13 protein-coding genes are annotated in these 12,080 nt (G+C 67.6%); 3 read left to right on the top strand and 10 right to left on the bottom strand.

All coding sequences use genetic code 11. The features are described from left to right. The coding region (gene map, locus WA965_RS18110) for a type I methionyl aminopeptidase (protein WP_526447892.1) at positions 1–707 on the top strand (707 nt) is incomplete at its 5' end. A gap of 3 nt (positions 708–710) precedes the next feature. Next, the gene (locus WA965_RS18105) at positions 711–1,220 is read left to right on the top strand and encodes a MarR family transcriptional regulator (RefSeq protein WP_526300164.1); all 510 of its coding nucleotides are present in this window, start codon (positions 711–713) and stop codon (positions 1,218–1,220) included. Here the strand turns inward: WA965_RS18105 and WA965_RS18100 are convergent. Both WA965_RS18100 and WA965_RS18095 read right to left on the bottom strand, forming a co-directional pair. Further along, complete coding sequence (locus tag WA965_RS18100) at positions 1,217–2,428, bottom strand: GAF domain-containing sensor histidine kinase (protein WP_526300162.1); 1,212 nt, start codon at positions 2,426–2,428, stop codon at positions 1,217–1,219. The genes WA965_RS18105 and WA965_RS18100 overlap by 4 nt on opposite strands. After that, the gene (locus WA965_RS18095; protein ID WP_526300160.1) at positions 2,425–3,081 is read right to left on the bottom strand and encodes a response regulator transcription factor; all 657 of its coding nucleotides are present in this window, start codon (positions 3,079–3,081) and stop codon (positions 2,425–2,427) included. Before WA965_RS18095 ends, WA965_RS18100 begins: the two co-directional genes overlap by 4 nt. Positions 3,082–3,185: 104 nt before the next feature. Here WA965_RS18095 and WA965_RS18090 point away from each other — a divergent pair, with 104 nt between their 5' ends. Next, positions 3,186–3,956 carry an HAD hydrolase-like protein gene (locus tag WA965_RS18090; RefSeq protein ID WP_526300158.1) on the top strand — a complete coding sequence of 257 codons (771 nt, stop codon included), beginning with the start codon at positions 3,186–3,188 and terminating at the stop codon, positions 3,954–3,956. A 73-nt stretch (positions 3,957–4,029) separates the two neighbouring features. On the opposite strand, the gene mmsB is transcribed toward WA965_RS18090, so the two are convergent. The 8 genes from mmsB to WA965_RS18050 all read right to left on the bottom strand — a co-directional run. After that, entirely contained in the window at positions 4,030–4,902 is an 873-nt protein-coding gene (gene mmsB, locus WA965_RS18085; protein WP_526300156.1) for a 3-hydroxyisobutyrate dehydrogenase, read from the bottom strand. Between the two features lie 12 nt (positions 4,903–4,914). Continuing rightward, positions 4,915–6,072 (bottom strand): acyl-CoA dehydrogenase family protein, encoded by a 1,158-nt coding sequence (locus WA965_RS18080; RefSeq protein ID WP_526300199.1) that lies wholly within the window; start codon positions 6,070–6,072, stop codon positions 4,915–4,917. Between the two features lie 12 nt (positions 6,073–6,084). Next, complete coding sequence (locus WA965_RS18075; RefSeq protein WP_526300154.1) at positions 6,085–7,617, bottom strand: CoA-acylating methylmalonate-semialdehyde dehydrogenase; 1,533 nt, start codon at positions 7,615–7,617, stop codon at positions 6,085–6,087. 47 nt (positions 7,618–7,664) lie between these two features. Then, a complete protein-coding gene (gene rfbC / locus WA965_RS18070; protein ID WP_526300152.1) occupies positions 7,665–8,252 on the bottom strand; it encodes a dTDP-4-dehydrorhamnose 3,5-epimerase in 588 nt (195 codons plus the stop codon). Next, positions 8,249–9,256, bottom strand: coding sequence for a dTDP-glucose 4,6-dehydratase (rfbB, locus tag WA965_RS18065; RefSeq protein WP_526300150.1), 1,008 nt, complete (start codon positions 9,254–9,256; stop codon positions 8,249–8,251). Before rfbB ends, rfbC begins: the two co-directional genes overlap by 4 nt. A 9-nt stretch (positions 9,257–9,265) precedes the next feature. Beyond that, positions 9,266–10,123, bottom strand: coding sequence for an LLM class F420-dependent oxidoreductase (locus WA965_RS18060; RefSeq protein ID WP_526300148.1), 858 nt, complete (start codon positions 10,121–10,123; stop codon positions 9,266–9,268). Beyond that, positions 10,120–10,974: an LLM class F420-dependent oxidoreductase gene (locus WA965_RS18055; protein ID WP_526300146.1), complete on the bottom strand. Its 855-nt coding sequence runs from the start codon at positions 10,972–10,974 to the stop codon at positions 10,120–10,122. The genes WA965_RS18060 and WA965_RS18055 overlap by 4 nt, the downstream gene beginning before the upstream one ends. Then, on the bottom strand, positions 10,967–12,080 hold a 1,114-nt coding region (locus WA965_RS18050; protein ID WP_526447890.1), incomplete at its 5' end, for a sensor histidine kinase. The genes WA965_RS18050 and WA965_RS18055, both read right to left, overlap by 8 nt.

The raw sequence follows: 12,080 nt of genomic DNA, 5'->3' as shown, positions 1-12,080 counted from the left end.
CCGCAGCGCTCTCCGCGGTACGCCGGGCTGCCGCCCCCGGCGTGTCCACGCTCGAACTCGACGCCGTCGCCGAGGCGGTCATCCGCGACGCAGGAGCCATCCCGTCGTTCCTCGGCTACCACGGATTCCCGGGCAGCATCTGCTCGTCGGTCAACGACCGCGTGGTGCACGGCATCCCGGCTGCGTCGGAGAAACTCGCCGCCGGTGACCTCGTCTCGATCGACTGCGGAGCCATCCTCGACGGTTGGCACGGCGACTCGGCGGTCACCTTCGGCATCGGGGATGTCATTGCCGCGGATTCGAATTTGTCGGCCGCCACCAAGGAGTCGATGGAGGCCGGTATCGCCGCCATGGTTCCCGGCAATCGACTGACCGATGTCTCCCACGCCATCGAACTCGGCACCCGCGCCGCCGAGAAGCGCTACGACCGCACGTTCGGCATCGTCTCGGGCTACGGAGGGCACGGCATCGGCCGGGAGATGCACATGGATCCGTTCCTGCCCAACGAGGGCGCACCCGGTCGCGGGCCCTACCTGGCCGCGGGTTCGGTGCTGGCGATCGAGCCGATGCTCACGCTCGGCACGACCAAGACCGTCGTGCTCTCCGACGAGTGGACGGTCGTGACCGCCGACGGATCGCGCGCCGCACACTGGGAGCACACCGTCGCCGTCACCGACGACGGACCCCGGATCCTGACCGCCGGGTGAGGCGTGGCCCCGGATCAGCCGTCGACGAAGCGTGACCCGATCGCGGAGGCGCGCGCCAACTGGGAACGCTCCGGCTGGGGTGAGGTGGCCGACGGCATGGTCGCGGTGACGTCGGTGATGCGGGCACATCAGATCCTGCTCGCCCGCGTCGAGACCGCGCTGCGCCCCTACGGCCTGAGCTTCTCCCGCTACGAGCTGCTGCGGCTGCTGGCGTTCAGCCGCACCGGCGCGCTGCCCATCACCAAAGCCTCCGACCGCCTGCAGGTGCACGTCACCAGCGTCACGCACGCCATCAGGCGGCTGGAATCCGACGGCCTGGTCGAGCGACTGCCGCATCCGACGGACGGCCGCACCACCCTGGTCCAGATCACCGAGCTGGGCCGTTCGACGGTCGAGGACGCGACGGCGACTTTGAACGGCGACGTCTTCGCCGACATCGGCATGCCCGACGACGACTCCCGCATGCTTGCCGAGTCGATCCGGACCCTGCGCCGCAGCGCCGGCGACTTCTAGCGGGTGGCCGAGGGCACCGGGATCGTCGCAGTCACCGCGGTGCCGGTGCCCGGTCGGGACCGGATGTTGAGCCTGCCGCCGACGATCTCGGCCCGCTCGGCCATCGACAACAGCCCGTAGCCGCCCATCTCGTCGCTGCCCAGGGGATGTTCCAGGGTGTCGAAACCGATTCCGTCGTCGACGATTTCGAGCCGGGCGGTCTCTCCGTGCTCACCACGATCGACGGCGAAGGTCAGCTTCGCCCGGGACGCCCCGGCGTGTTTGACGACGTTCTGTAGGCACTCCTGCGCAATCCGGTACAGCGCCAGCTCGATGTGGTCGGGCAGCCGGACATCGTCGAGATCGACGTCGATCCCGACCTGGGGGATGGACCGTGCCAGGCTTGCAAGCCCGCCGGACAACCCGAGATCGTCGAGCACCGGCGGCCGCAGACCGCTGATGGCGGCGCGGGCTTCCCCCAACGTCAGCTGGGCGAGTTCGCGCGCCCGGTCGAGCTGCTCGATGAGTGCGACGCGGTCGTCGACCGCCTGGGCGGCGGCGTCCAGACGGTAGGACAGCGTCACCAGCCGCTGCGAGATGCCGTCGTGGATGTCGCCGGCCAGCCGACGCCGCTCGAGCTCCTGGGCTTCGATGACCTGCTCGACGAAGTTCTCGTGGGCGCGTTCGCGGGCCACCAGCTGGCGGTGCAGCCGTGCCTGGTGCATCGCCCCGGCGATCAGCCGGCCGATGACGAGCAGAAGCTCCACGTCGCGATCGTCGAATTCGCGCTGGGCCACGGTGTGCACGTTGAGCACCCCGACCAGGCCGCCGGGGTCGGTCTCCATCGGCACCGACACCATCGACGTGAAGTCCCGGCCGCGCAGCGACTGGAACGGCAGGTACCGCGGGTCGGACTCCTTGTCGTTGCTGATCACCACGGGTTCGTGATGGCTGGCCACCCAGCCGGAGATCCCCTGGCCCAGCGGCAGCCTGATCTTGCCGACCTCGGAGTCGAACGGTGGCGTGGCACCGGCCAGCGTCAACGACCGTTCGGTGTCGTCGAGCACGTGGACGAAGCACACGTCGCTGTCGGTGGCGGCGGTGATGATCCGGGCCGCGGCGGCGGCCAGCGGTTCCACGCCGGGACCGCTGGAGGCGGCCTGGATGAGCTCGCGCAGCAGGGCGAGCTCACGGTCGGCTGCCAGCAACGGCCGCGAGGACCCGCTCACTGGTAGATGCCCTCGCGCAACGCGGTCGCCACCGCGCCGGTGCGGTCGCTGACACCGAGCTTTCGGTAGATCGAGCTCAGGTGCGTCTTGACCGTCTCGTCGCCGATCACCAGCTTGGCGGCGATGGCGCGGTTCGACAGGCCGTTGACCACGAACGACAGGATCTCGCTTTCCCGCTGGGTGAGGCCCTGACGGACCCCGGGCCAGAATTCGTCGCGCTGCAGTCGCGCCGCGGTGTCCACTGCCCTGGCCGCCATCCGCGGGTCGATCGCGGTCTCGCCGCTGTGCACGAACTCCAGCTGGCGGACCAACTCCTCACTGCTGATGCTCTTGAGCAGGTAACCCGCGGCCCCGACGCGGAAAGCCTGGAACAGGTACTGCTCGTCGTCGTAGACCGAGAGCATCACGACCTTGCGGTCGGGGTCGCGGGCCCGCAGCTGCTGGCATACGTCCAGGCCGCTGGACCCTTGCATCCGCACATCACACAGCACGATGTCGGGGTCCAGATCGCCGACCACGCTGAGCACGTGGTCCGGCCCGACGGCCTGGCCCACGACCGTGACCCTGCTGTCGAAGGCGGCGAGCATCGCCTTGAGTCCCTCGATGACCATTTCGTGGTCATCAACCAGGACGATCCGTACCGGGCCGGTCATTGCCCCACCTTAGGGCCGGTGGACACCGGACCCGTCCAACTTGGCGCGAGGAATCCCCCAAGTGGGGGAGGCGCCGCAGATGTGACCTGGGACACCATGAACGTGTGCAGCCCACACGAGAGACCACATGGCGTGCCGGCCGATTCTGGTGGGATTGGCCCCAGCCCATCGATGCGCAAGCCCAGCCGCTGAAGACGCTGGGCGCCGTGATCTTCGACCTCGACGCCCTCGCCGACATCGAGTCCGAGGGCCACCGTCCCGCGTTCAACGCCGCTTTCGCCGAACTCGGCCTGGACATCGAGTGGACGCAGACGCGCTACCGGCAACTGCAGGCGCTGCGGGACGAACGGCGGCGGGTCGCCGCTGAACTGCGCAAGCGCGGCGTCAGTTCGGAGTGCGACGTGCTTGCCGAGCTGCTGGTCGACGAGGTCTGCGCGGCGAAGGCGATGATCCTCGACGAGACGATTCTCGACGCCGACATCACGCCGCGATCCGGCCTGGTCGACCTCATCACCGAGGCCTTCGGTGCGGGCATCGGAATCGGCGTCGTCAGCAGCGGCAGACACACGTGGGTCGAACCGCTGGTTCGGCAACTGGTCGGCGAGGGCATCGTGAACACCGTCGTCACCGCCTCTGATGTGGCCGCGACGCCCGGTACGAACCTGTACCAGGCGGCGCTGGCCGACCTGGGCGCTCCGGCACGGGATTCGCTCGCGTTCGCAGGGTCGCCGGCGAATCAGCGACTGGCCACCGCCGCCGGCCTCGCATCGGTCCTGGTCGACGACGACGACACTCATGGTGCGCCGCTACGGGTCGCGGATTGTCAGCGGGTGCACGACAAGTGGTTGGAGACCAGCAGGCCCTCGGCTGCGTAACCCGTACCTTGACGCTGCGCTGACGGCGAGGAAGTTCGAAAAAGGCCCGCCGTGGTTGCAGTCTGAACGGTTCTTAATCTCGCAGCATGGTGATGATCGCGCTGAAATCCTTGTCGGAGTGGTCGGCGGCGAACTGCGCGTAGATCTCGGCGGCATGGGTGCCCAGTGGGGCGGCCGACCCTGTCGAGTCCACGGCGGCCATCGCCAACCCGAGGTCCTTGTTCATCAACGCCGTCGCGAACCCGGGCTTGAAGTCGTTGTTGGCCGGCGACGTCGGAACAGGTCCCGGCACCGGACAATTCGTGTGTACCGCCCAGCAGTTGCCGGTGGCACCGGTGATCACGTCGAACAGTGACTGGGCGGGCAGGCCGAGCTTCTCGGCCAGCACGAACGCTTCGCCGATCGCGATCTGCTGCACCGCCAACACCATGTTGTTGCACAGCTTGGCCGCCTGTCCGGCTCCGGATGCGCCGCAGTGAATGACCTTGCCCGCCATCGGTTCCAGCACCGGTCGGGCACGTTCGACGGCGGCGTCCTCGCCGCCGACCATGAACGCCAGGGTGCCGGCCGTGGCGCCCTTGATGCCGCCCGACACCGGGGCGTCGAGTTGGGCCAGTCCGGCGGCGACCGCCTGTTGGTGGATCTCCCGGGCGTCGTCCACCGAGATCGTCGACGTGTCGATCAGCAGGGCGCCCTTCTTGGCAGCGGGCAGGATTTCCGCGTAACACGCCTTCACCACCGCACCGTTGGGCAGTGAGGTGATGACCACGTCAGCGTCGGCCACCGCTTCGGCGCCGGTGTCGAACACCGTGGCGCCCTTGCCGGTTGCCGCTTCCTTGAGGGCGGCCACCGGATCGAACCCGTGCACGGAGTGTCCGGCCGAGACCAGGTTGGCAGCCATCGGCCCGCCCATGTTTCCCAGACCCAGGAACGCGATTGTGGTCATGTATCTCTCCCGTCAAGATGCGCGGGCCCGGGCCGCTGCGGCCCGTCCGATCACCACGCGCATGATTTCGTTGGTGCCCTCCAGGATTCGGTGCACCCGCAGATCCCGGACGATCTTCTCGAGCCCGTACTCCTTGAGGTAGCCGTAGCCGCCGTGCAACTGGAGAGCCTGGTCGGCGACGTCGTAGCAGGCATCGGTGACATAGCGCTTGGCCATCGCGCACAGTTCCACCTTGTCGGCATCGCCTGCGTCGAGCGCAGAGGCGGCGCGCCACAGCAGGATTCGAGATGTCTCCAGTGAGGTGGCCATGTCGGCGAGGGTGAAGCGGATGGTCGGCTCGTCGAGCAGTGAGCCGCCGAACGCTTCCCGGTCGCGCACGTACCCGGCAGCTTTTCCGTAGGCAGTCCTGGCGCCGCCGAGGGAGCAGGCGGCGATGTTGACGCGACCGCCGTTGAGCCCGTTCATCGCGATGCCGAACCCGGTGCCTTCGCCCTCGGCGCCGCCGAGCATCGCCTCGGCGGGCACCCGGACCTTGTCGAAGACCACCTGGGCGGTCGGTTGGGCGTTCCAGCCCATCTTGGCTTCGTTGACACCGAAACTCAGTCCGGGCGTGCCCTTTTCGACCACAAACGCCGATATCCCGCGGGGGCCTTCTCCGCCGGTGCGGGCCATCACCACATACACGTCGGAGACCCCCGCGCCCGAGATGAACTGTTTGACCCCGTCGAGCACCCAATCCGAGCCGTCCCGCACCGCGCGGGTCCGCAGGGCGGACGCGTCCGAACCCGCTCCGGGTTCGGTCAGGCAGTAACTGGCGATGGCCTCCATCGTGGCCAGCCGTGGCACCCACGTCTTGCGCTGTTCCGGGGTGCCGTAGCTGTCGATCATCCAGGCACACATGTTGTGGATCGAGATGAACGACGCGATGGTCGGATCGGCCGCCGCCAGCTCCTCGAAGATCCGCACGGCGTCCAGGCGCCGCAGTCCGCTGCCACCGACCTCCTCGGAGCAGTAGATCGCCGCGATCCCGAGTTCCGCGGACTCACGCAGCACGTCGACGGGGAAGTGTTTGTCCGCGTCCCACTCCAGGGCATGGGGCGCAAGGCGTTTGGTGGCGAACGCCGCCGCGGTCTCGACGATGACACGTTCGTCACCGTCCAACTCGAACAAGGACATCCGACGCTACTTCATGGTGGGGATGGAGAATTCGGCCCCATCCTTGATGCCTGAGGGCCAACGCTCGGTGACGGTCTTGACCTTGGTGTAGAACTGGATCGACGCGGGACCGTGCTGGTTGAGGTCGCCGAATCCGGACCGCTTCCAACCGCCGAAGGTGTGGTAGGCCACCGGAACCGGGATCGGCACGTTGACGCCCACCATGCCGACCTGGACGCGCGAGACGAAGTCGCGGGCGGCGTCGCCGTCGCGGGTGAAGATCGCCACCCCGTTGCCGTATTCGTGCTTGGACGGCAGCTCCAGAGCGGCTTCGTAGTCCTCGGCGCGCACGATGCACAGCACCGGGCCGAAGATCTCGTCGGTGTAGATCGACATGTCGGTGGTGACGTGGTCGAACAGCGTGGGTCCGATGAAGTAACCCTTCGACAGGTCTTGGTCGTCGAAGCTCAGTTCGTCGGTGGCACGTTCACGACCGTCGACGACCAGTTCGGCGCCGGCTTCGACGCCCTGGCCGATGTAGTCGCGGACCCGGTGCAGCGCAGCCTCGGTGACCAGCGGCCCGTAGTCGGCTTTGGGGTCGAGGCTGTGACCGACCCGGAGCTGGTTGACCCGCTCGACGAGCCTGTTACGGAGGCGGTCCGCAGTTTCTTTGCCCACCGGGACCGCGACGCTGATCGCCATGCAGCGCTCACCGGCGCTGCCGTAGCCGGCGCCGATCAGTGCGTCGACAGCCTGGTCGAGGTCGGCGTCGGGCATCACGATCATGTGGTTCTTGGCCCCGCCGAAGCACTGGGAGCGTTTCCCGTGGGCGGCAGCGGTGGAGTAGATGTACTGCGCGATGTCGGAGGAGCCGACGAACCCGACGGCCTGGATGTCGGGATGGGTCAGGATCGCGTCGACGGCCTCCTTGTCGCCGTGGACGACCTGGAAGACCCCGGCGGGCAGCCCGGCCTCGAGGAAGAGTTCGGCCAGCCGCAGCGGTACCGAGGGGTCGCGCTCAGAAGGCTTGAGGATGAACGCGTTTCCGCACGCCAGCGCCGGGCCGGCCTTCCACAGCGGGATCATCGCCGGGAAGTTGAACGGCGTGATGCCGGCGACGACGCCCAGCGGCTGGCGGATCGAGTACACATCGATGCCGCCGCCGGCGCCTTCGGTGAACTCACCCTTGAGCAGGTGCGGGATGCCGATCGCGAACTCGATGACCTCGATACCGCGCTGGATGTCGCCCTTGGAGTCCGGGACGGTTTTGCCGTGCTCCACGCTGAGGAGTTCGGCCAGTTCGTCGACGTTCTGGTTGACCAGGTCGATGAACTTCATCATCACCCGGGCGCGGCGCTGCGGGTTCCACGCGGCCCACTCCCGCTGCGCCTTCACCGCGGTCGCGACCGCGGTGTCGACGTCGGCCGCGCTGGCCAGGACGACCTGCGACTGGACCTCGCCGGTGCTGGGGTTCATCACATCGGCGGTCCGGCTGGATTGCAGCTCGGTGCGCTTGCCGTCGATGAAGTGGGGAATTCGGGCATTCGCCGTTGTGGCCATGGGATCAGTCCTCTCGCGACACTAGATACTTGCATATCCTAGTAATGTCACTCCGGCCTTGGCAAGGGCGAGCAGGTCGGTAGCAGTCCGTCGTCCAGTGCCTGCGCGAAAGTCGGTGCTGTGCGGTCTCGTTCGGACAGGATGAGATCGCTGTCGGCCAGTGGCCAGGCGATGTCGAGCGCGGGGTCCAGCGGGTTGACGGTGTGCTCTCGCGCCGGGTCGTATCCCGTCGAGCACAGGTACATCACGGTGGAATCGTCTTCGAGTGCCAGGAACGCGTGCCCGAGACCCTCGCTCAGGTAGACCGACCGGCGGGAGCTGTCGTCGAGCGTCACCGCATCCCAGCGGCCGAACGTCGGCGACCCGACGCGCAGGTCGACCGCCACGTCGAACACCGCCCCCCGCACGCACGTCACGTACTTGGCCTGGCCCGGCGGCACATCGGCAAAATGCAGCCCCCGCAGCACCCCGGCCTGCGATACCGAGCAGTTGGCCTGCCGAAGGTCGAACCGGTGCCCCGCGAAAGCGGTGAACCCCGGGTCGGTGAACCATTCGAAGAAGGCACCGCGCGTGTCGGTGTGCACGACGGGTGTCACCTCCCACGCGCCCGGAACGGCCAGCTCGCGGACGTTCACCGGGCACGCTCGGCATACGTCTGCTCGACGACGTCCTTCATGGGACCCCACCACGCCTCGTTGTCGCGGTACCAGTTGATGGTGTCGCGAAGGCCGGCCTCGAAGTCGGTGTGTGCCGGCTTCCAGCCCAGCTCGTCACGCAGCGGTGACGGATCGATCGCGTACCGCAGATCGTGGCCCGCCCGGTCGGTGACGTGGTCGAACTCGTCAGTGGGTCGGTCCATCAGCGCCAGGATCGTGCGCATCACGGACAGGTTGTCGTGTTCGCCGTCGGCTCCGATCAGGTACGTGCGCCCGATCTCGCCGTCGGCGAGGATCCGCCACACCGCACTGTTGTGGTCGTCGACGTGGATCCAGTCGCGCACATTCGCGCCGCTGCCGTACAGCTTGGGGCGCCGGCCGGTCAGCACGTTGGTGATCTGGCGCGGAATGAACTTCTCGACATGCTGGTAGGGGCCGTAGTTGTTGGAGCAGTTCGAGATCGTCGCCGCCACCCCGTAGGAGCGCACCCACGCCCGGACCAGCATGTCGGCCGCCGCCTTGGTCGACGAGTACGGGCTCGACGGGTTGTATGCCGTCGACTCGGTGAATCGTCGCGGATCGTCGAGCGCCAGGTCGCCGTACACCTCGTCGGTGGACACATGGTGCAGCCGGACGGCGGCCTCAGAACCTCTGTGGCGCACCGCTTCCAGGACGCAGAACGTGCCGAGGACGTTCGACCGCACAAACGGCTCGGGATCGGCCAGCGCGTTGTCGACGTGGGTCTCCGCAGCGAAGTGCACCACCGCATCGGACTCGGCGACGAGCTTGCCCACCAGTGGCGCATCGGTGATATCGCCCTGCACCAACCGGATCTCACCGTCGACCGGCGCCAGCGACTCGCGGCTTCCCGCGTAGGTCATGGAGTCGAGAACGGTCACCGCGACCTCGGGATGGTCACGAACCGAGCGGTGCACGAAGTTCGCGCCGACGAATCCGGCGCCGCCGGTGACCAGCAACCGCATGCTCAGACCCTAGCGAGTCAAACCCAGAGGTCCTGACAACTCCTCGAGTGTCGACAGCAGTTCGTCGGGCCCACCGAGCACCTGGATGGCGACGTGGTCGGCGCCGGCGGCATGGTGTTCGGACAGCCGCGCGGCGATCTGATCGGGAGAGCCGTAGGCGACGACCGCGTCGATGAACCGATCGGTGCCGGGGCTGGTCAGATCCTCGTCGGTGAAGCCGAGCCGCTTCCAGTTGTTCACATAGTTCGACAGACCAAGGTAGAAGTCGACGGTCTCGCGACCGATCTCCCGGGCCTTGTCGGCGTCGTCGGTCAGGACGACCTTGTGTTCGGGCGCCAGAAACACTGTCGGTCCCAGCAATTCGTGAGACCGACCGGTATGCGCCGGGGTGGTCAGGTACGGGTGCGCCCCCGCGCTGCGCTGGGCAGCGAGCTGGAGGACCTTCGGCCCGAGGGCGGCGATGACCATCCGGCTGGTCGGCACCTTCGCCGAATCCAGCGCGTCGAGGTAGTCCACCAGCGCCGTGTAGGGCTTGGTGTACTCCTGGGTGTGTTCGGGGTGCCCGACCCCGACGCCCAGCAGGAACCTGCCGGGGAACGCCTTCTCGATGCGGTGATACGACTCTGCGACCTCTTTCGCCTTGGCCGTCCAGATGTTCACGATCCCGGTGGCCACCTGCAGGTTCTGTGTCTTCTCGAGGATCGGCTCGACGAAGGCCAGGTCGGCGGCGGGAGACGCACCCACCCACACCGCCCCGTAGCCCAGCTTCTCGATCTCGACGGCCTGTTCGGGCGTGACGGGCGCGCCGGTCCACACCCCGTAGCGGCCCAGGGCCGGCTTGAGCGATACGCCTTCTGTTTCGGTCATGCGGTGCCCCCTTCAGACAGTCCCAATGGCCCGGCCAGTTCGGCGAGCGCGGGTACCAGCTTGTCAGGTGACGTCAGAACCTGGACGGGCACGTGGTCTGCCCCGGCCTCGAGGTGTTCCGTGAGACGGACCGCGATCTGTTCGGCGGAGCCGTGGGCGACGAGGGCGTCGACGAGCCGGTCGCTGCCGGGTCTTGCCACGTCGTCGTCGCTGAAACCCAGCCTCTTCCAGCTGTTGAGGTAGTTGGTCAGATTCAGGTAGATGTCGAGGGCCTTGCGCCCGACAGCGCGAGCCTTCTCGGCATCTGTTGAGAGCACCACCTTGTGCTCGGGCGCCAGGAACGCCTCCGGGCCGATCAGTTCGCGGGCGTGTGCGGTGTGTTCGGGTGTGGTCAGATACGGATGCGCGCCTGCGCTGCGGCGCGCTGAGAGTCGCAGCACCCGCGGCCCCAGCGCGGCCACCACGCGCCGGTCCTGCGGAACGCCGTGCGCGTCGAGTTCGTCGAGGTACTCGGTCAGCGCGTCATAGGGCTTCTTGTACTCGGTGTGCGCCTCGGGATGGCCGACGCCGATGCCGAGCAGGAAACGGCCCGGGTAGGCGTCGTCGATGCGATGGAAGGATTCCGCGACCGGGCCTGCCGCCGCCGTCCAGATGTTGACGATGCCGGTCGCGACCTGCAGTTTGTCGGTCGCCCCGAGCAGGGTGTCCACCCAGGGCAGCTCAGCCGCCGGTGAACCGCCTGCCCAGATGGCGCCGTAACCCAGCGCCTCGACTTCACGGAGCTGTTCCGGACTCAGTTGCTGCCACTGGGCGTAGTGCGCGAAAACGCCGAACCGGCCGAGGTCAGGCACCGGCCGCCGCCTCGGTGGCCGTGGGCGCGGGTGCCTGCAGCGGCAAGCAGACGATGAACCGGGTGTCCCCGGGCCGCGACTCCACCGACAGGTTGCCGTGGTGCTTTTCGATCACGATGCGCCAGGCCAGGTCCAGACCCAGGCCGGTGCCCTCACCGAACGGCTTGGTGGTGAAGAACGGGGTGAAGATCCGCTCGACGATGTCCTCGGGGATGCCGGGACCGTCGTCGCAGATCTCCACCCGGATCAAGCTCTCGTTCTCGCGCATGGTGCGGATCGTCAGCGTGCCCTGGCCGTTCATCGCCTGGATCGCGTTGTCGATGATGTTCGTCCACACCTGGTTGAGATCGCCGGGGTAGCAGCCCAGCGGGGGCAGCGACTTGTCGTACTCCTTGACCAGCTTGACGGGGTTGTCCTTGCCGATCTTGTCGCCGAACATCATCAGCGTGCTGTGCAGCAGTTCGTGGATGTCGGCGGTCTGGTACTCCGCACGGTCCATCTGCGAGTACTGCTTGGCGCCGGCGAGCAGCGCGGAGATCCGCTTGCTCGCCTCGGCGATCTGATTCATCAGCAGCTCGTTGTCGATGGTGTATTTCAGCCAGCCGATCGCCCCGGGCAGCGTCGCGGAACAGTCCACGTCGGCGATGGAGGCCTCCACCCGCTCCAGCCAGTCGACGTCGAGTCCGGCCTCCACGAAGGTCGGTGCGTAGTCCCACGCCGCGCCGATGCCGTGGTTCTCGAGCCAGTCGCCTATCTGGTCCTCCCGGTCCGAGGTTTCCATCGAGGACAGCTCGTGGGATTTCGACTTGGACACCTGCTCGGCGACCTCGTCCTGAATGCTGACCAGCACCTTCAGCGCCGCCGGGGTGAACTTCCCGTCGGCCAGCATCGCGAGCGTGTGGCGCCTCTTGCCCACACCCTCACGGAGGTCGGCGACCGCGCGGGCGGTCGCGCCCGCCGGGTTGTTGAGCTGATGGGTCAGCCCCGCCGACAGCTGGCCCAGGGCCAGCAGCTTCTCCCGCTGGTCGAGGATCTGTCGCTGCCGCAGGCCACCGACCATGTGTCCCTCCAGCAGGTGTACCGCCATCGGGAACTCCTTCTGCATG

This window comes from Mycobacterium sp., assembly GCF_049683935.1.
GTDB lineage: Bacteria > Actinomycetota > Actinomycetes > Mycobacteriales > Mycobacteriaceae > Mycobacterium.
This window is presented reverse-complemented; position numbering and strand designations above follow the sequence as displayed.